Origin of the sequence: Psychrilyobacter piezotolerans (genome assembly GCF_003391055.1) — a bacterium.
Classification (GTDB): Bacteria; Fusobacteriota; Fusobacteriia; order Fusobacteriales; family Fusobacteriaceae; genus Psychrilyobacter; species Psychrilyobacter piezotolerans.
The window spans coordinates 1-25900 of the sequence record NZ_QUAJ01000021.1; the positions used below are offsets into that span (position 1 = coordinate 1).

Annotated in this window: 21 protein-coding genes; 1 reads left to right on the forward strand and 20 read right to left on the reverse strand. The window is 34.9% G+C overall.

Going from position 1 to position 25900, the window contains the following annotated elements:
• Positions 1-56: 56 nt before the first annotated feature.
• Complete coding sequence (iadA, locus tag DYH56_RS11300) at positions 57-1223, reverse strand: beta-aspartyl-peptidase (protein WP_114642981.1); 1167 nt, start codon at positions 1221-1223, stop codon at positions 57-59.
• A gap of 122 nt (positions 1224-1345) precedes the next feature.
• Positions 1346-2821 carry a YfcC family protein gene (locus DYH56_RS11305; RefSeq protein WP_114642982.1) on the reverse strand — a complete coding sequence of 492 codons (1476 nt, stop codon included), beginning with the start codon at positions 2819-2821 and terminating at the stop codon, positions 1346-1348.
• A 286-nt stretch (positions 2822-3107) separates the two neighbouring features.
• Here DYH56_RS11305 and DYH56_RS11310 point away from each other — a divergent pair, with 286 nt between their 5' ends.
• A complete protein-coding gene (locus DYH56_RS11310; RefSeq protein ID WP_114642983.1) occupies positions 3108-4511 on the forward strand; it encodes an MATE family efflux transporter in 1404 nt (467 codons plus the stop codon).
• Between the two features lie 18 nt (positions 4512-4529).
• Here DYH56_RS11310 and DYH56_RS11315 read toward each other — a convergent pair whose 3' ends face one another.
• The 18 genes from DYH56_RS11315 to DYH56_RS11400 all read right to left on the reverse strand — a co-directional run bounded on the left by DYH56_RS11315 (position 4530) and on the right by DYH56_RS11400 (position 25797).
• Positions 4530-5468, reverse strand: a complete 939-nt coding sequence (locus tag DYH56_RS11315) for an NAD(P)H-dependent flavin oxidoreductase (RefSeq protein ID WP_202922771.1) — start codon at positions 5466-5468, stop codon at positions 4530-4532.
• Between the two features lie 205 nt (positions 5469-5673).
• On the reverse strand, positions 5674-6246 hold the full coding sequence (locus DYH56_RS11320; protein ID WP_114642984.1) for a prepilin-type N-terminal cleavage/methylation domain-containing protein: 573 nt from the start codon (positions 6244-6246) through the stop codon (positions 5674-5676).
• 108 nt (positions 6247-6354) lie between these two features.
• Complete coding sequence (gene tpx / locus DYH56_RS11325; RefSeq protein ID WP_310739956.1) at positions 6355-6858, reverse strand: thiol peroxidase; 504 nt, start codon at positions 6856-6858, stop codon at positions 6355-6357.
• A gap of 94 nt (positions 6859-6952) precedes the next feature.
• Complete coding sequence (locus DYH56_RS11330) at positions 6953-7675, reverse strand: hypothetical protein (protein ID WP_114642986.1); 723 nt, start codon at positions 7673-7675, stop codon at positions 6953-6955.
• A 26-nt stretch (positions 7676-7701) separates the two neighbouring features.
• Positions 7702-9153: a sodium/pantothenate symporter gene (gene panF / locus DYH56_RS11335; RefSeq protein ID WP_114642987.1), complete on the reverse strand. Its 1452-nt coding sequence runs from the start codon at positions 9151-9153 to the stop codon at positions 7702-7704.
• Entirely contained in the window at positions 9141-9422 is a 282-nt protein-coding gene (locus DYH56_RS11340; protein ID WP_114642988.1) for a YhdT family protein, read from the reverse strand. The genes panF and DYH56_RS11340 overlap by 13 nt, the downstream gene beginning before the upstream one ends.
• Positions 9409-9861 (reverse strand): MarR family winged helix-turn-helix transcriptional regulator, encoded by a 453-nt coding sequence (locus DYH56_RS11345; RefSeq protein ID WP_114642989.1) that lies wholly within the window; start codon positions 9859-9861, stop codon positions 9409-9411. Before DYH56_RS11345 ends, DYH56_RS11340 begins: the two co-directional genes overlap by 14 nt.
• Before the next feature lie 90 nt (positions 9862-9951).
• Positions 9952-10941: a UDP-3-O-(3-hydroxymyristoyl)glucosamine N-acyltransferase gene (gene lpxD / locus DYH56_RS11350; protein WP_114642990.1), complete on the reverse strand. Its 990-nt coding sequence runs from the start codon at positions 10939-10941 to the stop codon at positions 9952-9954.
• An 18-nt stretch (positions 10942-10959) separates the two neighbouring features.
• Positions 10960-11448 carry an OmpH/Skp family outer membrane protein gene (locus DYH56_RS11355; RefSeq protein WP_158539137.1) on the reverse strand — a complete coding sequence of 163 codons (489 nt, stop codon included), beginning with the start codon at positions 11446-11448 and terminating at the stop codon, positions 10960-10962.
• Between the two features lie 30 nt (positions 11449-11478).
• Positions 11479-13545 carry a BamA/OMP85 family outer membrane protein gene (locus tag DYH56_RS11360; RefSeq protein WP_114642992.1) on the reverse strand — a complete coding sequence of 689 codons (2067 nt, stop codon included), beginning with the start codon at positions 13543-13545 and terminating at the stop codon, positions 11479-11481.
• On the reverse strand, positions 13542-18005 hold the full coding sequence (locus DYH56_RS11365) for a hypothetical protein (protein ID WP_114642993.1): 4464 nt from the start codon (positions 18003-18005) through the stop codon (positions 13542-13544). Before DYH56_RS11365 ends, DYH56_RS11360 begins: the two co-directional genes overlap by 4 nt.
• Positions 18006-18097: 92 nt before the next feature.
• Positions 18098-18802 (reverse strand): 16S rRNA (guanine(527)-N(7))-methyltransferase RsmG, encoded by a 705-nt coding sequence (gene rsmG, locus DYH56_RS11370; protein ID WP_114642994.1) that lies wholly within the window; start codon positions 18800-18802, stop codon positions 18098-18100.
• A 1-nt stretch (position 18803) separates the two neighbouring features.
• Positions 18804-20693 carry a tRNA uridine-5-carboxymethylaminomethyl(34) synthesis enzyme MnmG gene (mnmG, locus tag DYH56_RS11375; RefSeq protein WP_114642995.1) on the reverse strand — a complete coding sequence of 630 codons (1890 nt, stop codon included), beginning with the start codon at positions 20691-20693 and terminating at the stop codon, positions 18804-18806.
• Positions 20694-20707: 14 nt separating this feature from the next.
• Positions 20708-21367 (reverse strand): potassium channel family protein, encoded by a 660-nt coding sequence (locus tag DYH56_RS11380; RefSeq protein ID WP_114642996.1) that lies wholly within the window; start codon positions 21365-21367, stop codon positions 20708-20710.
• Positions 21368-21404: 37 nt separating this feature from the next.
• Complete coding sequence (locus DYH56_RS11385) at positions 21405-22820, reverse strand: TrkH family potassium uptake protein (RefSeq protein ID WP_114642997.1); 1416 nt, start codon at positions 22818-22820, stop codon at positions 21405-21407.
• Positions 22821-23006: 186 nt separating this feature from the next.
• Positions 23007-24227, reverse strand: a complete 1221-nt coding sequence (gene pepT / locus DYH56_RS11390; protein WP_114642998.1) for a peptidase T — start codon at positions 24225-24227, stop codon at positions 23007-23009.
• A 100-nt stretch (positions 24228-24327) separates the two neighbouring features.
• Complete coding sequence (locus DYH56_RS11395) at positions 24328-24852, reverse strand: HutD family protein (protein WP_158539138.1); 525 nt, start codon at positions 24850-24852, stop codon at positions 24328-24330.
• A gap of 78 nt (positions 24853-24930) precedes the next feature.
• A complete protein-coding gene (locus tag DYH56_RS11400; protein ID WP_114643000.1) occupies positions 24931-25797 on the reverse strand; it encodes a DMT family transporter in 867 nt (288 codons plus the stop codon).
• Between the last annotated feature and the right edge of the window lie 103 nt (positions 25798-25900).

A 25900-nucleotide genomic window follows, 5' to 3' on the forward strand; every position in this document is an offset into this window, starting at 1 on the left:
GTGCTCGCCTGCGGCGAGCACCCTCTCTAAAATTGATAAAAAAACTTTTATATCACTTACTTTTCAAAAGTTCCCTTAACTATGGGAGCCTTATTCTCTACCACCACCCTTCCTAAAGCCAGTACACCATCTATATCTAAATTTTCATCCAGGATAACCAGATCTGCATCAAAGCCTTCCTCTATAAACCCTTTTCCCTTTAATTTAAATATCGTTGCAGGGTTAGAAGTAATAACCTTTATTATATTTTCTAATTTTAAGTTCTCCTCTTCCATCCCTTCTTTTACAGCCTCATAGAGGGTTTCACATTTTCCTAATTTAACTCCCTTAAAATTCCCCTCTGTATCATATTCAGGCAGACTTCCCTGTCCGTCAGATGTATAGGTAATTTGAGAAATATCGATCCCTGCTTCTAAACACAATTTAGTGGCTTTTCCGCATTTCACCTCTCCATCGGCTAAAAATTCAGGCGTTGTAGAAGTCGTAAAATCTAAATACCCTCCTCTTTTACCGTATTTCAATGCTGCCTCAAATAAATAAGGGTTTCTATTCATATGGGTAGGCACAAATTGTTTAATGGGAAGTGCACCTTTATCTACAGCCTCTAAAAGCAGGTCTGTAACCTTTCGGCTGTCTCCCATATGTACTCCTATGATTCCGGCCTTTCCAGACAGAATCCCGCCTAATCTTGTATCGGAGGCCACTCTCAATAGTTCATCTGCCGTAGGATGGGAAGACCTGTGGTCTGCCACTGCCAACTCTCCGCAGCCAATTACTTCCTCTATCAGAATAATATCATCTGTAACCTTCCCTGTAAGAGTTCTCACAGGTATTTCATAGGATCCTGTAAGTACAAAGGCAGATACTCCCTCTTCCTTGAGCCCCTTTGCCTTGGCTATTAAATTTGTCATGGTTCTTGTGGTACCATCTGTTCCCAGCACACCTATTACCGTAGTAACCCCGGCAGTTGTCATATCTGTTAACTGGATCTCAGGAGTTCTGGATCTAAAACTACCCTCTCCTCCCCCTCCGCAGATATGGACATGGGAATCAATAAACCCAGGGACTATTTTTTTCCCCTTCAGATCTATGATGGTCGCCAGACTTTCATCTATATCTATAGAATCTCCTATCTTTGCTATCCTGCTGTCTGCAATTAAGATATCCTTTTTACCAATATACTCCGGAGTATACACCTCTGCATTTTTTAATAATTTTATCATTTTCTCCCCCCTTGTCGCCTATGGCGATACGTACGGGCAATTCATGAATTGCCCCTCCGTAATTTTAAAATATTTTATTAAAAAAGCGAATAAGTCCCAAGACTTAATCGCTTTTTTTTTATTTACATCATTGAACCTAAAGCTAATAGTGCCATAGTCATTACTATAAATGCAATAAATAGAGGCATTACAAATTTTAACCACTTTGTATATGATACTCTTCCTATTGCTAATCCACCCATTACTACTGCTGATGTAGGAGTAAGTAAGTTTAATACCCCTGATGCAGACTGGTATCCGGTAACTACTACATTCTTTGCTAAGCCTGAAAATTCTCCTAAGGGAGCCATGATAGGCATAGATAATGTCGCCAGTCCCGAAGTTGAAGGAATTAAGAATGACATAGGCAGGTAGAATAAGTATGAGATGATAGCAAAGGCTGTAGATCCTACCCCAGTCAATGCCTGCTCTCCCCAGAATAACACAGTATTAGTCATTCCACCGGCATTCATTACTATAGTGATTCCTCTAGAAATTCCTACAATAAGTGCTACTCCCAACAGGTCTCTGGCACCATTTACGAATACAGATACGATCTCCTTTTCTTCCATTCCATATATTTTTCCAACCAATACAGCTGAAACCATAAATAACACAGTCATCTCTCCAAACCACCAGTCACCAAGGGGAACCATTCCACCTAAGATACCTCCAATTACCGGAAGATTGATAAAGAAGTTGTTCATATCTTCAAATATTGTGATATTAAACTTATATGCCCATGGAATTACTCCTAAGATCATTATGATGAAAGTTCCACCAAATATCCAAAGGATTAATGCTCTTTTAGAAGTTAATTCTGGAGTTTCCTGCTCATCTCCTCCTAAAAAATGATGTTCATTTTCTTTTTTCAGATCGTAGACCAATGATTTTGTCGGATCATTCTTTACTTTTTCAGCATATCTCATAACATAAAATATAGCAAATCCAAGTAAAACTACCATCATCAGAAGTCTTAATCCCAGTCCGTCTCCAATAGAGATCTCAGCGAATCCAGAGGCGATTCCCGTAGCAAATGGATTTACTGTAGAACATAGTACACCTGTACCTGCTCCTAACATTATTACCCCTACTGCTGTCAAGGCATCATATCCCGCTCCGATAAATACAGGGATCAACAGGGGATAAAAAGCTATTGTTTCCTCTGCCATTCCAAATGATGTTCCACCTGCTGCAAATATTGTCATAAGGATAGGTATCATTATCTTTTCTCTGCCCTTGAGTTTTTTTATAACCTGTCCGATTCCTGCATCGATAGCACCTGTTTTCATTACTATACCTAAAAATCCACCGATTACCAATACAAACAATGCAATATCCTTAGCTTCATAAAAACCATTGATAGGAGCATTTATTACTTCCCATAGTGCCTGGGGAGTTGACTCCACCACCTTATATGTTCCAGGAATTGGTTGTTTTGTCCCCGCTACATAATCGTATTGTCCTGCTGGAACTATCCATGTAAATACTGCCACTACAACTATTATACTAAATAATATAGTATAGGCTGTTGGCATTTGAAATTTCTTTTTTGCCATCTCTTCTCCTCCTAAATATTAATTTTTTCACAAACGTTAAATAATCCTACACTTAGTATAAAATATGTGCATTCTAAAGTCAATATTTTTCTTTGTTTTTCCTTAGAATTTAAGTTTTTTCTAATTAAAGGCAAAAAAAATAGTAAATTAAGATCAAATACTGTACAATAAATAATTGATGTTTGGCGCTTATAAAGCCAGCAATAATATTAAGGTTTTTAATGCGTGCACCATCGCGAAAGTTTAATATATAATCAAAATAAAAAAAGAGATTGAAGGAGAAAATATGAAAGTAAATATGACAGAGGGAAGTATATCACGTTCCCTCCTAAAGATGGCTCTCCCGGTTATGGGAACATCTTTTTTACAGATGGCCTACAACTTAATAGATATGATTTGGATAGGGAAGATGGGAAGTAGCGCTGTCGCTGCTGTAGGAAGTGCAGGATTTTTCCTCTGGCTTAGTTTTGCATTTGTCAGCATCTCCCAGGTAGGAGCCCAGGTTAAGATAGCCCAATCTATCGGCGGTAAAAAACTAAAAGCAGCCCAGAGTTATACTGTGAACGCTATCCAATTAAATGTAGTTTTAGCTATTCTTTACGGACTCCTTCTGATCTTATTCAAAGATTCCCTCATTGGATTTTTCAGACTGGGTGACCTGACAGTTATCCATATGGCTGAAAAATACTTAGCTATTATAGGTCTTGGAATGGTATTTAATTTTACCAATCCTGTCTTTACAGCAATTTTTACAGGTTATGGAGATACTAAAACACCTTTTTATATGAATGCCATAGGTTTGTTGATCAATATGATCCTGGATCCCATCCTTATATTTGGGATGATGGGCTTCCCTGCTATGGGAGTAAGTGGAGCTGCAATCGCTACCATTATAGCCCAGGGGTCGGTGACATTATCATTTTTTATCTATATTAAAAGATCCCAAACCCGGGTTTCATTAAAAGGAATATTAGAAGTGCCAAAAATAAAAATTATCAAAGAAATTGCCGCTTTAGGAATCCCTGTAGGATTACAGAGTGGTTTATTTACCGGACTTTCCATGATAATAGCCAGAATCATAGCCTTTTGGGGTCCCATGGCAATAGCAGTTCAAAAAGTAGGCTCCCAGGTAGAGTCCCTCTCTTGGATGACTGCCATAGGTTTTCAGGTAGCTCTATCTGCCTTTATCGGGCAGAACTATGGTGCAGGTCAGCCAAAGAGAATATTAAAGGGATATAAGATCTCTATGATTATTATGGGTGTGGTAGGAATTTTAACAAGTTTTCTTTTCTATCTGGGGGCTGAAAGGATATTTAAGATCTTTATAGAGGAGGAGGAAAGTGTCAAAAATGGAGTTGAATATTTAAAAATTCTGTCCTATTCCCAGCTATTTATGTGTATTGAGATCCTGACTGCTGGAGCTTTTAATGGTTTAGGAAAAACCAAACCGCCATTTTATATCACAACTTTTTTTAATATTGTTAGAATACCCCTGGCATTATTTCTTTCCCAGGATGGTTTATTGGGATTAAATGGTGTTTGGTGGGCTATAACTATCACTACCTTATTTAAAGGAATTTTTATGGTAGGATGGTTTATCAGAACAACTAAAAATTGGAATTTTTTTACCGATAAAACCGATAAAGAAGAACTAACAGATAAACAAAAAACAGATCCTATGAACATTTAGTTCATAGGATCTGTTTTTTTATCTACCTTCAAACACTGGTCTGAATCTTTCAAATACCTCTTTAACAGAGATTATATCTTTTATCTTCCATACATCTTTACCGGCGAAATAAACCCCATTTTCTAAATCTCCCTCATGTCCTGCAACTAATTTTTCATTTACACAGAATGAATAGTCACACTTTTTTAAACATTGGACACATTTTGTAGGTTTTTCCTGGGTTCCAGCCTTTAATCTGTCTACAAAGGGACTCACTATAGCATTGGCAGGCAGTCCGGCACACGAAGCAATCTCTATTACTTCACCTTTTTTTGCATTTACATACATCTCTTTAAATTCATCACTAACTTCACACTCTGTAGTAGCTACAAATCTTGTCCCCATCTGTACTCCTACAGCTCCCAGGTCCAGCATTCTTTTGGCATCTTCAGGCTCTATTACTCCACCGGCTCCAAAGACAGGTATTTTTACTGCTTCTACTATATCTTTTACTATATCCCAAGAATCCAGATCAGTTCCCAGATGTCCGCCTGCATTCCCGCCTTCTACAACAATAGCAGTAGCTCCCAATCTTTCCGATAGTTTAGCACCCTTGACAGATGATACAATTGGAAATATCGGTATATTCCTCTCTTTTCCAATTTTAAATATACCTTTAGAGAATCCAGCACCACAGACAATCAATTCTGCTCCTGCATCGATAGATGCATTTACTGCTTCTTCAAAATTACTTACAGCAACCATTACATTTACTCCAATAGCTCCTGCTCTTTCCCCCATATATTCTTTTGCCTTTATAATTTCACTTTTTAATTCCTCAATTCCAATAGCCGAACCAGCAATCAGACCTATTCCGCCCTCTCTTGCCACAGCTCCTGCCAATCTAGACATCGATGCTCTGATTGCCATCCCACCTTGTATAATTGGTACTTCTATTTCTAAATTTCCTATTTTCATAATAAATCCTCCTAAAAATTGCTTACTATATAATAACACTTGTTATTGTATATTGCAATGTTTTCTAAAAATACATTTCAAAACAATTAAATTCAAGATATATCAAGGGGTTTAAGTGTATTTTTTTTCTATACATTTACATTTTTTTCTATTCATAGTGTTATTTTAATCTTTAATCAATTTTTAAACAGTGTTATTTTAATCTTTATTGGTTTTTAATAGTTTTCCAATATGCAGTTTCACTTGCGTCTTTTGAACCATCTTCTATTTCACTCTCTTTTATCTCACTTTTAGGTACATACTCCTTAACATGTAAAAACTTTACATGTGCATCGGTTGTTAAAAGCCTTATTGCATATTTTGCTATCTCCTCTCCTTGAATTCCTGACTGAGAATTACCCTTAAAAACATATAGCGTTATAATACCACTCATGTTTCCAGTAGATGTCATATTACTCGTAAAATCTTGATCAACGGATCCACTGGATATTTTTGCATATTCAAATGTATTTGGGAGTTTTAAAATATCGGTAACTTCTCCATTTCTGGAAATTTCTATAAATTTTTCATCTAATTTAAATTTAACAGCATATCTTTTCCCTGTCTCCTGTGACCTCTTGGCTGCTACCCTGAAAAAATCTCCCACTTCATTCTGCACCCTCAACATAGCCCTGGATTCAGCTTGTTTTTTTATGGAAATGCCTCCAATTCCTACTAAGATCCCAATGAGACCCACCACTATCAATAATTCGATTAACGTAAATCCTCTTCTTCTCATCTTTTCCTCCTCATTCCTTAAGAGTGTGACTTCTACTTTGTATTTACCATTTTACCATTCTTTTCCTTTAATCCAAAAAAAAATGGAGAAAATCTCCATTTTCACTGATTATACTAATTCTTTGGCTGCATCTATTGCTTTATCATAATCAGGATGACTTGTAATTTCCTGTACATATTCTACATGTCTTACAATTCCATCTTTATCTATGACTACGATCCCCCTGGATAAAAGTCTTAATTCCTCCAAAACAAATCCATATTTCATTCCAAAATCTAAATCTTTATGATCTGAAAGAGTTATTGCTGAATCTACACCTTTGTTTGCACAAAATTTCCCCAAAGCAAATGGCAGATCTACCGAGATAGTAATCACATGAATATTCCCATATTCATAAGCTTCTGTATTAAATCTGATTGTCTGCAGTTCACATACCGGTGTATCTACCGAGGGCATAACTGAGATTACAACTACCTTTCCCTTTAATTCTTCTAAGCTAAATGGTGATAAGTCTGTTTTTAAAGCTGTAAAATTTGGTGCTTTTTCCCCTACTTTGATCTCTTTACCTATTAATGTTAATGGTTTTCCTCCAAATGTAATATTATTACTCAAATCCAAACACCTCCCTATTGATATACTAAACTTTACGACAGTTTTAGGCAAAAGTCAATATTTTAAAATGTTTATATTTTTATAACTGTTACAATCAACTGTATATCTCAATTTCTTCCAGGTCAGGATTGAATTTATGCCCTGCTGCGATGACTCTGTTTACCTCTAATTTAGGTAAAAGGTTTCTGTATTCACTGTCGTGCATTATAAAAAATATTTCTTTTTCCAGGTATTTTTTTATAGCATCTTTAAAGATTTCTTTTATTTTTTCATCCTCATATTCCACCTGAATACTATCTAAATTTAAATTGATCTTTTTTACTATCTCAAATTCATTCATAAGAGGTTCGAATATCTCCATAAATTCCTGAATAATTGGATTATTTTCCAAATCATCAGCCAGGTAGCCCCTTGCCCATTTGGGAAATAAGGAAAGTTCCACAGCTTTCAACTTTATATCTGAAACCACATTTAATTTTGAAACCTCATGAAAAATAAGAAGTTCATAGATATAGGAGTGATTTGAACTGAGTAAGAGTTCCATATCCTCATCTATATCTATCTTTTCCCCATCTAAAAATCCATCCAGATCCAAACTGGTTATATATTTTTTTTCAGTATCTATCTTATATTCAAAATCTCCATCTTCACTCTCTATGATAAATTCACCAGACCAATTGATTTTATTTTTTTTCTCATCCAAACGAGTCCATTCGTGAAATGAGCCCTCTACCAATCTTGCAAACTCTATCTCATTGAATTTTATTAAATCATCTTTTTTTATATCTATCTTTATCTTTTTTAATTTTATTTCCATCCCTGCCTCCTAAATTTAAATCTTTTTTACTCAAAAAATATTTCTAAATGTTCCTCCGGACTGGATTTGTCTGAATACGATCCTATGACAAAGACTAACCCTCCCACTGCTATTGTAGGTACTATCTGGTGCATTCCAAAAAACTTTATTTTTAAAATAGTCATACTGACGTACACTAAAAGACTTATTCCCATGCTGAGGAGAGCCCCAGTAGAGTTGGCTTTTTTCCAGTACAATCCCAGCAATATAGGCCACATAAAGACCGCTTCCAGCCCTCCTAAGGCAAATAAATTTAGCCAGACTATAAATTCTGGGGGGTGAAAAGCTAGTGCAAATACCATAACACCCATAATTAAAGTTGTCCAAAGGGATATCCTGCTCAATTTTTTTTCATCTATTTCCACAGCTATATAATTTATATAGATGTCTTTTACTATGGTAGAACTGGTCTGGATCAAAAGGGAGTCCACAGTAGACATAATTGCAGCTAATGGTCCTCCTATGAAGACCCCCAATAATACTGGAGATAAATTTCTAATAGCTAAGATTGGAATTACCTTATCCCCTAACTGTTCTTTGGGTATGATAGCTATCCCCATAACTCCAATCAGATGCATCATTATCATTAAAAATCCAACTACAAAGGTACCTATAACCATGGCTCTATGGAGTGACCTGCTGTCTCTAAACCCCATACACCTTATGGTAGTCTGAGGTAATCCCAGAAGACCTACTCCCACCAAGACCCAAAATGACATGATAAATGGTTTCGTTATGGCTCCTCCACTGCTGGGAGTCAGCAGGTTTGGGTCTATCTCATAGATAGTCTTCATTATATTTCTCATCCCGCCGCCGGCTTCTTTTAAAACCCAAAATAGAATTATACTGGTCACCAGCATTATAACACCCTGAATAGCATCTGTTATAGCCACAGTTTTAAACCCGCCGAATACAGTATAAAATATTATTGCAAATCCAAAAATAACTAAACCTACAGTGTAGTCCAGACCTGTCAAAACTTCAAATAATCTGGCACCTCCAATTACTTGGACAACCATATAGGCCATAAAAAATAATAAAATAGCTGTAGAAGACATTATTACTACCCATTTATTCTGGTACCTGGCTCTCAGAAAATCATTTATTGTTATTCCATCAATTTTTCTGGAGATAATAGCCAATTTTTTCCCCAAGATCCCCAGAGTTAAAAATGCAGTGGGTATTTGGATAGAGGCTAAAAGTACCCATCCTAAACCTAGTTTATATGCTACCCCTGGTCCTCCTAAAAATGAACTGGCCCCAGTATAGGTTGCAATAACAGTCATGGCTAAAACGAATCCCCCCATACTTCTGTTGCCGATAAAATATTCATTGGTAAAATTTTTACTTTTTTTCCTTCTTGGACTGTTATAGTACGCAATATATAAAGTCACCCCCAGGTATATCAGTAGGGGTAATATTAATTTTATTTTTTCCATCCTTCTCTCCCTGCATTTTTTTCATATGTTTTTAAATCTACTTCTTTAAAGAATAACCTGATAGAAATCCATAATAAGGTAGTTATCACCAAAAACCCTAAGATACAAGAATAAAAAAACCATTCCGGTAAACCTAAGATATATTTATAATCTTTTGGATCCACATCTCCTAACCCGTATGCAAAACTATACCACCATACGAAGTATATGAGGTATAAGATGGTCGTTATTATCGCTTCTTTTTTAAGTTGTTTATTAATCTTCTTCATCCTCTTTACCCTTTCCTAATTTTTTTAATAATTCAGTTAAAATCAATTTTTCTGTGTCTGTCAATACATCAAAGGTATTTTTTAGATTTTCAACATGAGTTCCTAAGATATAGTTCAATAGATTCAGACCTTTAGAAGTAATACTAATTAGTACCTGTCTTTTGTCTATTTCAGACCTTTCTTTTTTTATGTAGCCCTCCTTTAATAGATTATTTACAACCACTGTCATGGTTCCGCCACTGGAAAACGTCTTTTCAATGATCTCTTTAATATTAAATTTTCCCTTATGATAGAGTAAATTTAATACTGAAAATTGTGTTTCTGTTAAACCTTCCTCCTTAATTTTTGGATATATCCTGCTATTTACAGAGGAGTTACACCTAGATAAAGTCACCAATAACTTCAAATTTCTCATCTCTTTCTCATTATAATTTTTCATAAAAAAATTATACTACTAATTAGTATAAAACGCAATATTTTTAGACAAAAAAGGCACCCATAAGGATGCCTTTTTTCTGCTTTTATTTTCTTAATTTTTTCCCAGTTTTTTTACTTTTTTCACTAATTCTGGTAATTTTTTTAAGCTGGCCTTTATTCTTAAATGCTCTTTGACACTCACCGGTGGATTTCCAGAAAGAACCTGATTAGGAGCTATGTTTCCTGTTACTCCTGACTTAGCTCCTAAAACAACATTATCACCTATCTTAAGGTGTCCTGCTACTCCAACCTGCCCTGCCAGGGTACAGTTATCTCCAACCTCGGTACTTCCTGCAATCCCTACCTGGGAGATGATAAAGCAATTTTTCCCGATTATTCCATTGTGTCCTAACTGTACCAGGTTATCAATTTTAGTATACTCTTTTATAATTGTATCCCCGATAGCTCCCCTGTCTATAGTAGTATTGGCTCCAATCTCTACGTCATTTTCCAAGATTACCCTTCCTATTTGTTCTATCTTTATATTATTTCCATCTACCTTGGTATACCCAAATCCATCGGATCCAATCACAGCACCAGGCTGCAAGATACAATTTTTTCCTAAGATACAGAATTCTCTAATCACTGCATTGGGATAGATGACAGATCCGTCTCCTATCTCTACATCCTGACCTATATAAACATTTGGATGTATTGTTACATCACTACCTATCTTTGCTCCGTGACCTATATAGACATTGGGAGCTATTTTTACTCCCTCACCTATTACTGCACTATCCTCTATTGCTTTTATAGGGAACATCACTTCTTTTTTAAAGAATTTTAACAATATAGGCATCAATTCTCTGGGGTTTTTTTCAACGACTATATATGTTTTATCAGGCAGATATTCCTCTAATTCAGGAACTACCAGTACCGTTGCATCTGTCTCACCTAATTTCATTAAAAATTTATCCTCTGCTGCAAACGTCACCTCTCCCTTCCTGGCTTGAAAAAAGGGAGCAAGTCCAGTAATTTCCTGAACTTTATCCCCCTTAATTTCTCCACCAAGAAGAGCTGATAATTTTTCTAAATTATACATAAACTCCTCCTAATATCATTATAATTTTATTTTTTTTGAACTTTCTAAGACTTTTAATACATCTGCTGTTATATCTTGCCCGCCATATAATACAGCTCCCTCTTCAATAACCATTTCATATTTATTTTTCTTAGCTACCTGCTTAACTGCTGATTTTATCTCATTTTGTATAGTTCCCATCTCTTCATATTCTAATCTTCCTAATTTTTGCTGCAGTGCTTGACGCTCTTTTCCAAATTCCATCTGTTGTTTTTGGAATTTATCTTTTTCTGCCACTGTTACCTTATCACCTTTTGCATTTAATTCTTTCGCTATTTTTTCTAAATTTTTAGCTTTAACTGCTAATTGTCCCTCTAATTTTGTTTTTTCAGTTTCTAATTTTGTTTTAGCGGTTTGTGTTTTTGAGTACCCTTGAAATACTTTTTGTGTATTCACCGTAGCTATCTTAGCTGCAAAAATCGATACCGACATACTTATTGCCATTACTAATGTTAATACTTTTTTCATTACACTCACTCCCATTTAGTTATATTATATTTAAAACATCTGTCCCATGTTGAAGAAGAACTGCATTCCACTTTCCTCAGAATCTCCTACTGGGAATCCAAAATCAAGTCTGATTGGTCCGATTGGTGTTTTTATTCTAAGTCCTACACCTGCCGATTGCTTCATATCATCCGGAAAATTCCCCTCAGATCGATCTACAAATTTATCTTTACTGTCCCCATGATACCAAGATCTACCAAGGTCATAGAAGAAAACCAGTCCTAACATTTCATTTATTTCCGTTCTATTTTCGATGTTAAAAATTAATTGATCCTGCCCTCTAAACGAGCCGTATTGATACCCTCTCATAGAGTTGGCTCCACCAGAAGCATACAATTGCTGGTATTTCAATGAGTCTGTACCTATTCCTGCAACCATTCTATAGGCCATGGTATTCCCCTTGAATAACCCTTGATGATATTTTCTAAGTTCCAAGGTAGCCTTGGAAAAAAGTTCATCTTTGGTATTTATTCCTGGATCATCCTCATATGCACTCCCTGCATTAATTCCAAAATAATGACCTAGTTCTACACTAAATTTAGCATAGTTACCAGATGTAGGATCTAAATAATTATTTCTGGTATCATATATAACTGATGGTGTCACACTTGCATAGTTATAATCCTGTGTACGCTTAGCATCTTCATTTTTTTCTTGGACTCTCTCTAATTTAAGCCCCAGTTCAAATCTTAAATATCTGCTGAGACCTTTACCAATGGAGATTGTACCCCCGTGAATAGTACTGGCATAGTGATCGTAGGTTTCATTGTCTTCATCCTCTTGTCTGTATAAATTCCATCCCCACGATACAAAATCTGTACCTTTTATCCATGAATCTCTAAATGACAGGCTTACACTTGTATAATCTTTGGAAGATTTTTCAAAGGTAAATCCAAGATCTTGTCCCCGTCCCTTATAGTTACTGTCCTTTATACTGACACTTCCTACAAGTCCTACTGCTGAACCATAAGATATTGCCCCTTGAAGCATGGCTGTTCTGTCCTCATCTATAAGGAGCACCACTTTTACACCATCCGGGTCTCCAGGAATATTTTTATATTCCGGCTGGATATTTTTAAAAGCACCACTTCTCATTAAGTTTCTTACCGTTTGATCATAGTCTTTTTGGTTAAATACCTGTCCCTCTTTTATCTCTAATTCTCTTTCGATTATAAAATTTTCTGTTTTTAAAAGAGTATCATTGGATTGTCTACGAGCACCTTTTTGCTTAGTTACCATCTTCTTATACTCAACGTTACGAATAATTCCCTCAGCAAGAGTTATTACCAGTTCCATATTGTTATTAATATCTATATTTATAACTTTTGCAAGAGTATAACCATCTTCATGATATTTTTTTATGATCCTGTCTTTATCATCCCTCAATGTATTTATATTATATATTTTTCCAGGTTCAGTTTGAATTAATGCAATTAATTCATCGGTTGAATACTTGGTATTCCCTTCAATTTTCACTCCTGTTATTACCTGGTTTTCTTCTAGATTGTATTGGACCGATACTCCTTCACCATACTTATATACCTCTGGATTTACATCCCTGAAATAACCGGTATTAATAAGTTTTCTCTGTCCCTCTAAAATTTTTGCCTTAGAAAAAAATGAACCCACTTTTACTGGTATTTGCTCTAAAATTTCCTCTCTGGAAATATGTAAATTTCCAAATATATCTATTGTACTTATAATTAAAGATTTATCCACCTTTACCCTCTCAGACATAGGTAAAATATTTTCTTTTTTTAATAGATTGGCCGCATCTTTATCCTCTTTAATCTCAATGATAAGTTTTATCTTATTATTTTCTAATTTAGGATATATAGTTACGTCATCTATATAGGATAATTTTTTTATACTTTGATAATCCCTTACCATGTCGTTCGTAGAGTATTTGTCTCCCACTTTGGAATTTAAATTTCCTTTTATAACTTCCATTGGTACTTCCCGGTTTCCTCTAATATCTATATCAGATATTTCGTAATCCAGGGAAAAACTCACCAATGAGATCAAAAGTGTCAATAAAATTATTAATTGTTTTCTCATTCTTCTCCTCCAAGTAAAAATATGTTAAGTATTATCTGCTCTAAATTTTTATATTTTTTTCTCCAACTTAAATCAATATGATAGTTAATAAGGGTATCACCTGTTCTTGCTCTACCCTCTGGAATTTTACCAACTCCACCACCCCACGATAAGTTTTTTGTTATTCTATGATCTAAAGCGAAATCGTACTCAGTGACATTGTCATAATATTTAGATGCTCCCCATCTAGCTTCAGCCTTCCAATACAATTTATCTTTGTATATTGGATTCTCAGCTTCTACCGATGCTCCTAATCCCAAAGATCCTGTATCCTTATAAGTTCCACCTTCATATTCATATGCTACTAAATCAGATGAAATTTGAAATTTTTCTATCTTCAATACATTGGCAATTTCTGCAGATATAGGTGAAAAAAGTTTAGCACTTATTTCCCTGTCCAATACATCTTTTACCACTACACCTGTATTTTTTTCATCACTTACATTATGAAAAGTCAGTAAGGATCCAATCTCATCTGGACTTAATCCTGAACCTGTACTCATTTGGATCTGTAAATCCGGATATTCACCGTTTATATTTATATATACATCTTCATTTGCTATGGTAGAGTTTGCATTTAGTACTACTATCGGGTGAAAACTTACAGACTCCGCTTCGGTTTTTACAAATTTTGCTGTGGCAGTACTCAGATAAAATAAATTATTGTTTAATACAACGGACCCGTCATCGATACTGACTATCCCATTATAACTTATCTCTTTATTTTTTAATTTTAAATTTCCATCTATATTCAAATCTCCATATATATTTTCAACAATAGAAGTATAAGTCAATTTTGAAATTTTTAATTTAATTGGATTTTTAGTTTTTAAATTTATATCTATGTCGATACTGGGCCCCTCATCTTCAACAGTTTTAATCTCAAAGTCACTACCTAACTCTTTGGATTTTTTGATAACTTTCTTCTCTTTAATCTGGGAAGCTATACTGGAAACTTCTGTGTCCTCTACATCCGGGATCCCCAAAATTTCACCACTGTTAATTATAAAATCACCAGTGACTTTGTTTTTAGCAAAAACTGCATCTGAGCTCAGTACCAGGTTGATTTTATCCTGATAGGAATAATCCATATTGTCTAAAATCAAATTAAGTCTGTAATCTAAATTAGACAGCTGACTTTCTTCCCTTTCTATCCCCTTAAATTCAGGTATTTTTAAATAACCTTCCATTTTAATGTCACCATTATTTATCTTACCCTGAAAATAATCGATCTTCACAAGTTTTTTATCTAAAACTACCTGGGTATTAACTTTATCTATAAAAATTCCATATTTCGGCATTTCAGCTGACAAATCTTTGATTTTAAATTCACCATAATTATTTTTGGAATTTATCTCTACATCTATAGTAGCTATTCCCTTAATTTGGTTTATATATTCAGAAAAAGAAAAAATATTCAGAAAAGAAAGATCTATTTCGTTGGATTTGATATTTAAACTATAGTCAAAATCTGTAAAATCAACCTTCCCCTGGGAGGTAAGTTTATTGTCATGATAACTTAAACTCAACTCTTTTAATGTCAGCTCTTTTAAATCACCACGGATGTCGACCTTTAAGTTTTCAAACTTATTTCCATCAATAAGGATGGTCTCACTGTCTATCTTAAAATCGTATTTTAGATCATTAAATGCACCATCTATATTGATCTCAGTGTTTAACTTTCCATTTATATCTTGGATATTTGAATATTCTCTTAATTTTTCAATATCTAAAATATCTTTAAGTTTAAAGGAAAGTTTGTTTTGGCTAAGGTCTATCCATCCTCTTCCGCCTAAAAGTTTATCTCCACTATCAGAATAAATTATAACATCATTAATATCCATATGACCGCTTTTACCTACCTTATCTAAGTCCCCCCCTTTATAAGTAGATATCATCTTTATATTTGGCAGTTTCCTTCCCCGCAGATAGACATTATCTGCAAAAGTTTTAAAAACCCCGTTAATATTATCCGGTGTTCCCCACAGGACAACTTCTCCTGTAAGGCGATATTTTAAATTTACATCCCCATAATATTCCGCCAAATTATTTTCAAGTAAATTTACCTTTAGTCTGAATTCTTTAGAAGGAACATCATAATATCCGCTGATATTATTTTCACCGACTTTGAATCCGTCAAAATAAATATTTTGATCATAAAAACGGATTCCTCCCTTTAAATATATCTTTGGTAAATCTTCATATTGAATCCAGGCATTTGTCGAATAAAAATTAATTTTATAATTTCCCAAGTCACCCTGTAGGCTTCCATCGACCTCCTCTAGATCCATCCTGATCCCATACTTTTCCAGTAATTTCACCTTATTTTCTTTTATTCCCCTTATCTTATAGTCAAAGTCTAAGGTTTGATTAATTATATTATAGTCCCCTGCAATTGTCAAAAGATTATTTCTCACTTCTAAGACCTTAAAAACTCCATCTTTATAATTTAATCCCACCTTAAAGTCTTTAAATTCCACGTCATTATAGGACAGTTCTCCTAAATAACCATCGAAGTCTACACCGAGTTCATCATTGTTAACCACCCTTAGTCTTCCTCGAATATCCTTATAGGAAACCCCATACCTGCCGTTTTTACTGTCTAAATTAGAAATCAGGGTAAAAAATTTCTTTTTCCCTATAAAAGTACCGTCAAAATCTACCCCTGTTTCTAAGTCATCAATAGAGATAAAGTTTTCAACCTTCAAATTTTTTCCTATATAATCAAAATTATAGGAGAGATTATCTATATCTAAATAACCATTAGCGGACAGCTGTAACTCATTATAAAATAAATTTATCTTGTTAAAATAGATCCTGTTGCCATTATTGGTAAAGTTCAAAACTAAAGATCTCAGAGATTTTTTTTCCTTTATCTCTACTTCTCCCTGCCCTAAAATCAAATTTTTATTGGCATAGTCATAGATTACTTTAACATTATTTTTAGTAGAATAATATTCATCCCTATATTTTATCTCTACATCTTTAGTTCCTATACTAGAGATCCCAAATGTTTTTTTACCGAGATCGACATTCCCGCCTATTTTTAATATATCTGAAGAGAGGGTATAGTCAATTTTTTCAGCATTTAAATCATATTTGAAATCACCGCTTAATTCTTTTAATTTTAAAGGACTTTTCCTGTTTAAAATATTAAAATTCAGATCTAAAATATCATTTTCATAAGAACCATTTAGCAGGGTATACCCCTCCAGTCCGTCATAATCCAGAAAGAATCTAAGATCTTTTAATTTCACCTGATCTTTGAATAAAACTATACTCCCTTTTAGATCTTTTACCTCAGTTCCTTTAATATCCAGGGTATCTAATCTCAGATAGTTATCCAAAGTCAGGTTAAATTCCTCATCAAAACTAAATTTTAATCTCAGATATGAAATGTTGAAATCTCCTAAGTCATCTAATTTTTTCTTCAGGGTATCACCCAGTAAGGTAACTTTTTTTATATCTTCTTTATTCAGGTCCCTGGCTGTTACGTCCATCTCTAAACCATCTGGACGATATTCCAGAGAGAAGTTAACATCTTTTTCTCCCATCTTTCCATCTAACTTTAATTTTATCCTACTCCCTAAAAACTCCACTCCCCCATGGATATCTGTAGCCACTCCCTCATATGCACTGGTATGAAAGGTGGCCGCAGACAGATAAGCATCTCCCCATAATCCGTCACTATCTATAGTCAGGTCCAGGTCTGCTTTTCCTCCTAAGTAAGTTGTGTATTCATCTACATAGGCGTATTGCATAAGGTCCTGGTCGATACTCCCGTTTTTTAATTTAATGGTCATAGAATAGTCTTTTTCATAGTTGGTAAAGGAATAATCTACCATTTCATCCCCTGCAGTGTTATAAAACCTCAGATCGATCCCATGGGTATCATCAAAGCTGACATATCCCTCTACATTTTCCACGAACATATTTATAGGGTTTTCATAATAATTATCCTGAAACAGCAGCCTGGCATTGGTCACTGTGATAATATCTATAGGTACTCCTGTTCCTGCTTTCCCACCTGTCCCAGAGCTTCCACCAGCGAAAATATCCACTATATTTATACCTCTATTTTTATCTACTGCGATATATAAGTAGGGATCCTCAGCACTGATCTCTGTAATTTTACCCCTTAGGAGGTCTTTTATAGAATACCGCAGGATGAGCTTAGGAGCGTAAAGTATGGTGATCCCCTTATCATCTTTTAAGACTGCATCATCTACTACAATCAGACCAAATGTGGAAAGATCAGAGGTTGTATGGGAGATATCAGCTAAAAAATATTTTAAAGACATATCTACTATTCGGTCAAAGTTGTCCTTAACGGTAATATATAATGGAACAGTCATTAACATTAAAACCAGTACCGAGGAAGCAATGAAACTTTTTCGGTATTTTATGATAAGTCTTTTCACAGCTTCCCCCCTTGTCTCCTTCGGTGAAATTAATAATTAAATCCAAAATTTTATTTAATTTTCAATTATAATTTCTCAATTTTCAATTGTGCTTATAGTGGTCTTTTTAGTGGTATACCTGCTCTTCTTGGATATTTCTTGTCGGTCTCTGCCATCTTTTTTATCTCAAATATATATCTGGCATCTTCACAAAATGGTAATTTTAATTCGTCCACCTTCACAATTTTACTGTTTAATATTTCAAATGCATTTTTAGAGTATTCCAGCTCCTCCTGATAGTCCATTTTTTGGGCTAAAAATGTAGCTCCTACCTTTAGAAAAGGAACCATATATTCCAGGATCACATTAAACTTGGATACTCCCCTGCATAATCCCAAATCATAGGTTTCCCTCTTGTCTTCTAATTTTATGTAATCTTCAGCTCTCATATTTACTACTTCTACATTGGATAAATTCAATTTTTCTGCTACCATTTCCAAAAACTTTGTTTTTTTACTCACAGAATCCATCAGAGTAAAATTTATATGGGGGTTGGCAATAGCTAATACCATCCCGGGAAATCCTGCTCCTGTACCTATATCCATGGCTTTTTTCACACCACAAGGGATTTTATTCTGTAACAGTAAGGAATCTAAAAAATGTTTTTCATACATGGTCTTTTCATCCCTGATGGCTGTCAGATTTGTATGTTTATTGGTATCCAATAATAAATTCCCATACTCCAGTAACATATCTACTGTGGCTTCGTCTAATTCCAAACCTATTTTTTTCAACCCTTCATTAAAAAATTCTTTCATCTTATTTGTCACCCCTTATCTTTAAAACCATCAGTAATACCGAGATGTCTGCCGGAGATACCCCAGATATTCTGGAAGCCTGACCTATATTTAAAGGTTTTTTTTCATTTAATTTTTCCTTAGCTTCTCCGGTTATCCCGCTCACTATATCATAATCAAAATCTTTAGGAATCAACCTTTCTTCCAAAGCCTTATGTTTTTCTATCATCTTTAATGATTTTTTTATATACCCGTCATACTTAACCTGAACCTCTACCTGATATTCAGTATCCTCAGGATATTGCCCCAGTTCAAATCCATCTATAATCTCAGCGATATATTTAATGTCTTTATAGTCCAGCCTGGGTCTTTTTAATAGTTCCAGTAAGGTAGTTCCTGATTTCAGGTCTCCACTATTTTTTTTGATTAATACCTCTTCAATCCTTTTGTTACTAGATCCTACACTTAGAGATAATTTTTCTATGATCTCCAAAACATCTCTTTTTTTCTTTTCTACTAAGTTATAAGTAACTTCATCCAATAATCCTGCTTCATAACCTATCTGAGACAATCTAAGATCGGCATTATCTTCCCTGAGGAGGAGTCTGTATTCACTTCTGGCTGTAAACATTCTGTAAGGCTCATTGGTCCCTTTAGTCACCAGATCGTCTACCAGAGTTCCCAAATATGAATCAGCTCTATCCAATATGATAGGCTCCTTCCCCTGTAATTTTCTAGCTGCGTTCATCCCGGCTAAAAGACCCTGTCCGGCAGCCTCTTCATACCCGGAAGTTCCATTAATTTGTCCTGCTAAAAATAAATTTTCTATTTTTTTAGTCTCTAAACTATATTGTAATTCTTCGGGTAATACATAGTCATATTCTATAGCATAGGCATATCTCATGATCTTTGCATCTTCTAATCCATAGATATTTTTCACCATCTTTTCCTGAACTTCTGCAGGTAGTGAAGTTGAAAAACCACTTATATATACTTCATTGGTTCCATATCCCTCTTTTTCCAAAAACAGATGATGTTTTTCCTTCTCTTGATATCTAAATACCTTGTCTTCTATAGACGGACAATATCTCGGCCCTGTTCCCTCAATAGTTCCATTAAATAACGGCGACTTAGATTTATTCTGGGTTATCACATTATGTACATCCGGGTTTGTATATGTTATATAACATGGGATTTGATCCCTTCCCTCTACATCCTTATCCAGAGTTCTACTGGAAAATTTCAGAAGCTGATCTAAATTCCCCGGTTGTTCTTCTAACCTGTCAAAGTTCATACTTCTAAAATCAATTCTTGGAGGAGTCCCTGTCTTAAATCTTCCTAACTCTAATCCTATTTTTTTTAGTGATAGAGGCAGATCATTTGACGGCAGTTCACCCATCCTTCCACCTTGAAACTTTTTATCCCCAATATGGATAAGACCTCTCATAAATGTTCCTGCAGCTATGATCACCGTCTTAGATGAATAAGTTACCCCCTCCTGGGTCTTTATCCCTATAACTTTATTTCCCTCTACTAAAAGCTCAGTTACCATCCCCTGGATAGAATCTAAATTCTCGGTATTCTCTATAGTTTTTTTCATCTCCATATGATAACTTTGTTTATCAGCCTGAGCCCGGAGAGACCTTACAGCCGGTCCTTTTTTAGTATTTAATACTCTTATTTGTACAAAAGTTTTGTCTATATTTCTTCCCATCTCTCCGCCGAGAGCATCTATCTCTTTTACTAAATGAGATTTAGCAGGCCCCCCGATAGATGGATTACATGACATTACTCCTATATTATCCAGAGTTATACTAAATATTGCGGTTTTCATTCCCATTCTTGCAGATGCTAAGGCTGCTTCACAACCTGCATGTCCTGCTCCTACTACTATCACATCAAATTTATGCATTTTTTTCTCCTTCTTTACTTTAAATTTTCTAATTCTCTGGCTGTTTTTGCATCAGTGATAACTAAGAGTGTATCGCCTTTTTCAATTACACTTGTTGCTCTAGGGCTTGGATTCAACTCACCATCACTTTTTTTTATGCCTATTATATTGATATTATATGAATCTCTTACAGCCAATTCCATGAGATTTTTACTCAAAAACGACGGAGGGGCTTTAAACTCTACCAGCAGGAAATCTTTTGAAAATCTCAGATGTTCCATCATATTAGGTTCCATAGCCAGCATAGCTATCTTATTACCCATATATTCTTCCGGATACACCACCTCATCAGCACCTATTTTTTTTAATACTTTTCCATGACTCTTGGTGACTGCCTTTGCTATAATTTTTTTAACACCTAACTCTTTTAAGTTTAAGGTTGTCATGATACTTGCCTGGATATTACTTCCTATACCTATAAACGCTATATCAAAATTACTGGCACCTACTTCCTTCAATGCATTTTCATCGGTTGCATCCAGTATCAGTGCATTATCTATTATATTGTTATTTATAGCTTCCTGGACCAGCTCCTCATCTGTGTCTATTGCCAGAACCTCACAGTCAGCTTCATAAAGCGTCTTTGCAATACTGGTTCCGAACCTGCCTAATCCTACAACTAAATAGTTCTTCATCTCTATCTCAGCTCCTTCCTTTTTATCTAAAATTAATTTATCCTATCAGTACATTTTCCTGTGGATATTTATAAGTTCTCACTTTAATTTTCTCACTGAATGCCAGCATAAAGGTAAGGGGACCAACCCTTCCTATGAGCATGGTCAGAGTTAATAATATCCTTCCGAATACATTCAGATCCGCCGTTATCCCCTGGGATACTCCTACTGTGCCAAAGGCTGACATAACTTCAAAGATAACCTTATCCAAAGTCAGGCTGCTCGTATGTACCACTGCAGTCCCTTGTATAGATCCTTGTAAAATAGCATCTGCCATATCCTTTATAGAAGTCATCTCATTGGTCATCAATATCAGAAATACTACCACAGCAATATATATAAGGGATATTATCAACATAGCCATGGCTCTGTGTAATACCTGCCATGGAACACGTCTGTTAGATATAACAAGATCTTTTTCATTTCTCAGTACTACCATTACATAAAACATTATTATTCCAAAAGTTGTAGTTTTTAACCCGCCACCTGTAGAACCAGGGGAAGCACCTATAAACATCAAAATCAGGAACAAAAACAGTGTTGAAGGTCTCAAATTCTCCATGGGGACAGTGTTAAATCCGGCTGTTCTGGTGGTTACACTTTGAAAAAAAGAATTATTCAATGCATCTATTATTCCCATATGCCCAATGGTTCCCGGGTTACTCCTCTCAAATATAAAAAATATTACAGTCCCCCCAAAAGTCAGGAAAAAACTGATGTAAAGTGCTAATTTAGAAGTTAAATTATACGTTTTTTTACCTGTTTTACAGTAGTTTATAGTTGAGTTAATAACTGCAAATCCAATTCCTCCTAAAGATATCAGGATTGCAATAGTAAGGGTCACCGTTAGACTGCTGGAATATCCGATTATACTGTCGGAAAAAAGCGAAAACCCGGCATTACAAAATGCAGATACCGAATGAAATATTCCGTATATCATTGCTTTTTTTATCGGCATGGTGCCAGAAAATCCAGCAGTTAACAAAACAGCTCCTATGATCTCTATCCCTGCCACTATCAAAACTATCCGTTTTAAAAACTTTATTATTCCTCCAATGGTATAAGAATTGAGGTCTTCCTTTAATATTTTTCTCTCCTGGTAGGTTATCTGTTTCCCTATGAGGGTAAACACCAAGGTTGAAAAAGTCATTATTCCGAGTCCGCCCAACTGGATCAATATTAATATTACCGCTTTCCCGAAGGGGCTGAATATCTTACTTACATCAACCAATGTAAGACCTGTCACTGAAACTGCAGACGTAGCTGTAAATAATGCAGTCAAAACACTTATATCATGCCCTTTATTTACAGCAATAGGCAGCGATAGAAAAAATGTGCCTATCAGTATTATAACTATAAATGACATTACTAAAATTCTGGATGGAAGTATCCTTCTAAAAGATATTTTTTTCATCTGTCCCTCCTAACTTATTATTCTAACCTATTGTTCTTTGTTTATATAATTATTTTTGACTCTAACTTAACTATTATACCTAATTTTCACCCTCCTTTCAAGAAATACTATTATTAAGACCATATCAAAAAAAAAGAACCCCTTAAAAGGAATTCTTTAGATGGTTATTTGATATAATTATTCTTTCTATCTTTTACCAATATTTTCACTTATCTTCACTATTACTTCTACAGCTCTTTCCATAGATGATACCGGTATATATTCATACTGACCATGGAAATTATGCCCTCCTGTAAATATATTCGGACATGGCAGTCCCATATAAGATAATCTGGCTCCGTCTGTCCCGCCTCTGACAGGTTTTATAACAGGTTCTATTCCAAGTTCGATCATAGAATCACGAGCTATATCAAAGACTTCCATCTTTTCCTCGATCTTTTCCTTCATATTGTAATAGCTGTCCTTAAGCTCTAATTCAATAGCATTATTATATTTTTTATTCAATAGTTCTACTGCCTGCCCTATAAATTCTTTCTTCTCTATGAATTTTTCCATATGGTGATCTCTGATAATATAATCTAACTTTGCATTAGATATATCCCCGCTCATCTCGGACAGCATATAAAATCCTTCATACCCCACAGTAAATTCAGGACGCTGGTTTACCGGTAGTAAATTATGAAGCTCTATTCCTATTTGAAGGGCATTGACTAACTGGTCTTTAGCTGTCCCCGGATGTACACTTCTACCTCTTATCTTTATCTTAGCACTTGCAGCATTGAAGTTTTCATATTCTACCTCTCCTAACCTTCCCCCATCAATGGTATAGGCAAATTCAGCTCCAAATTTTTCTACATCAAAGAGATCCGCTCCTGCTCCTATCTCCTCATCAGGTGTGAATCCTATTCTGATCTTTCCATGTTTTATCTCAGGATGATCCATCAAATATTCCATGGCTGTTAATATTTCAGCAATACCAGCCTTGTCATCTGCTCCCAAAAGGGTAGTTCCGTCGGTTGTAATAAGAGTTTCCCCTATATATGAATCTAACTCCTTAAAATCTTTAGGAGACAGAACTATGTTTTTTTCTTCATTTAATACTATATCCCCGCCCTTGTAATCTACAAATTTAGGCTTTATGTCCTTTCCTGAAAATGCAGGTGCAGTGTCCATATGTGCTACAAATCCAAAAGTCGGAACATCCCTGTCTGTGTTACTGGGCAGAGTTGCCATGAGGTATCCATTCTCATCCAGTGTTACATCTTCTAATCCCATCCCGATCATCTCATCTTTTAAGAAAACAGCCAGCTTCAATTGTTTTTCTGTACTCGGGCATGTAGTTGAGTTTTCGTCTGATTGCGTGTCAAACTTCACATAATTTATAAATCTTTCTACTAATTTTGACATTTTTTAACCCCCAATTTCTATTTTTTCTATAATCTAATATAGCCTGTATAAAATATACCACATTTAGATGAAATTTATACTTAAGCAGACAAAAAAAATGTTATTTCCAGTTTATAAGGATGAATTTTCCTTTAAATTTAATATCTTTATACTCACTATCCGGTATTTCTATAAAATCATATTTATCCAAGGTATAATCTTTATTGTTGAAATTAAGATTTGATCCCTTATCCACAGAGAATATGAAGATTTTTTGACTGGTCAGCAGATTACTTTCTCCATAGATTTTATTTAAATTTACATCTACATTGAGGGGATCCCATATCAAATTAAAGTCCAGAACCTTTTTTTCATTTTCAGATCTTATCTCATCCTTACCATGAAAGGAAAAAGCATCACCTTCCCGGAGATCTATCAGTTCATCCTCCCTGGTCAGTGTCACTTCGTTTTCAAGTATTATTAAGATCCTCCTATACCTTGAAAAATCTGAAAATTTACTGGACCCGGGTTCTATAGATGCACTGGATATCCTGATATTAAAATCTTCCATGTCTCTATAAAGTTCTTTTGTTATCCCCCCGCTCCATCTATTACCTATTATCTCCCCTAAATTCTTTTTTTTCATAAACATCTCCTAAAAATTAAATATCTGTCCAATTTTAATCCCATCATAAGTTTTGTTGATTTTAGTAAAAAATACTGTCTATTTAAACTTTGAAATACATATCCCCCCTAAGACTAAAAACATCCCAAGAGCCCCGCTTACAGTTATTACCTCATTTAAAAATAATGTACCTATTATAGCTGTTGTTGGTATCTCAACTAAACTGATGATACTTGCTTTTACTACGGGAATATAATTTATCGCTTTTAAAAACAGGAAAAATGCAGTCCCTGTAGGCAGGAGCCCCAGCAGAAGTGAAGCAGCTATTATATGATTGTTGCTGTATTCCGATATTAAGTTTCCAAAATCACAGAACACAAACACCACCATGGCACCTATCCCAAAAGCATATGAAGTTATTACTTCGCTGTCATATTTTCCTTCTAATTTCCTGCTGAATATGGGGAACAGGCCGTAGGTTATCCCCGATAAAATCCCAAAACCAATCCCCACTGCATCAAAATTTATTTTTTTTATATCTCCGTTAACTATTACAAATATACATCCGATAAGGGTTACTCCTAGTGAGATCAGATTAAATTTTGTCAGTTTTTCCCTGAAAACCAAGCTTGAAAATATCATTGTAAATAACGGACCTGTACAGACCAATAGTGTAGCCACTATGGAGCCCGATATATTCACAGCATTATAATAAAATATGTTTGTACAGGCCTGGGTTATTACCCCTATAACCAATATATATATAAATCCTTTTTTATCTATTTTTAATTTTTCTTTTCCTTTTTTGCATAAAAAAACAGCTGTCAATAAAAATCCAAAAAACAGCCTGTTAAACGCTATCTCATAGGGGGTTAATCCCAGACTTCCCAATACTACTCCTAACCCTCCCATTGTAGCCCAGACTATACCTGCCAGTAAGGCAAAAAAGCAGCCTCTTCTTTCCATGATTACCCCTCCTCTTTATAACGGAATAGTACTCCTAAGATACAAAATAATCAACCTATTTTTTACTTATTTTTTTATCTTTTTTCCGACCTATTTATAGGGT

What these genes read in the sequence shown, in the direction of transcription:
- iadA (WP_114642981.1), bottom strand. Translation starts at nt 1,223, where the DNA reads ATGATAAAATTATTAAAAAATGCAGAGGTGTATACTCCGGAGTATATT.
- DYH56_RS11305 (WP_114642982.1), bottom strand. Translation starts at nt 2,821, where the DNA reads ATGGCAAAAAAGAAATTTCAAATGCCAACAGCCTATACTATATTATTT.
- DYH56_RS11310 (WP_114642983.1), top strand. Translation starts at nt 3,108, where the DNA reads ATGAAAGTAAATATGACAGAGGGAAGTATATCACGTTCCCTCCTAAAG.
- DYH56_RS11315 (WP_202922771.1), bottom strand. Translation starts at nt 5,468, where the DNA reads ATGAAAATAGGAAATTTAGAAATAGAAGTACCAATTATACAAGGTGGG.
- DYH56_RS11320 (WP_114642984.1), bottom strand. Translation starts at nt 6,246, where the DNA reads ATGAGAAGAAGAGGATTTACGTTAATCGAATTATTGATAGTGGTGGGT.
- DYH56_RS11330 (WP_114642986.1), bottom strand. Translation starts at nt 7,675, where the DNA reads ATGGAAATAAAATTAAAAAAGATAAAGATAGATATAAAAAAAGATGAT.
- panF (WP_114642987.1), bottom strand. Translation starts at nt 9,153, where the DNA reads ATGGAAAAAATAAAATTAATATTACCCCTACTGATATACCTGGGGGTG.
- DYH56_RS11340 (WP_114642988.1), bottom strand. Translation starts at nt 9,422, where the DNA reads ATGAAGAAGATTAATAAACAACTTAAAAAAGAAGCGATAATAACGACC.
- DYH56_RS11345 (WP_114642989.1), bottom strand. Translation starts at nt 9,861, where the DNA reads ATGAAAAATTATAATGAGAAAGAGATGAGAAATTTGAAGTTATTGGTG.
- lpxD (WP_114642990.1), bottom strand. Translation starts at nt 10,941, where the DNA reads ATGTATAATTTAGAAAAATTATCAGCTCTTCTTGGTGGAGAAATTAAG.
- DYH56_RS11355 (WP_158539137.1), bottom strand. Translation starts at nt 11,448, where the DNA reads ATGAAAAAAGTATTAACATTAGTAATGGCAATAAGTATGTCGGTATCG.
- DYH56_RS11360 (WP_114642992.1), bottom strand. Translation starts at nt 13,545, where the DNA reads ATGAGAAAACAATTAATAATTTTATTGACACTTTTGATCTCATTGGTG.
- rsmG (WP_114642994.1), bottom strand. Translation starts at nt 18,802, where the DNA reads ATGAAAGAATTTTTTAATGAAGGGTTGAAAAAAATAGGTTTGGAATTA.
- mnmG (WP_114642995.1), bottom strand. Translation starts at nt 20,693, where the DNA reads ATGCATAAATTTGATGTGATAGTAGTAGGAGCAGGACATGCAGGTTGT.
- DYH56_RS11380 (WP_114642996.1), bottom strand. Translation starts at nt 21,367, where the DNA reads ATGAAGAACTATTTAGTTGTAGGATTAGGCAGGTTCGGAACCAGTATT.
- DYH56_RS11385 (WP_114642997.1), bottom strand. Translation starts at nt 22,820, where the DNA reads ATGAAAAAAATATCTTTTAGAAGGATACTTCCATCCAGAATTTTAGTA.
- pepT (WP_114642998.1), bottom strand. Translation starts at nt 24,227, where the DNA reads ATGTCAAAATTAGTAGAAAGATTTATAAATTATGTGAAGTTTGACACG.
- DYH56_RS11395 (WP_158539138.1), bottom strand. Translation starts at nt 24,852, where the DNA reads ATGAAAAAAAAGAATTTAGGGGAGATAATAGGTAATAGATGGAGCGGG.
- DYH56_RS11400 (WP_114643000.1), bottom strand. Translation starts at nt 25,797, where the DNA reads ATGGAAAGAAGAGGCTGCTTTTTTGCCTTACTGGCAGGTATAGTCTGG.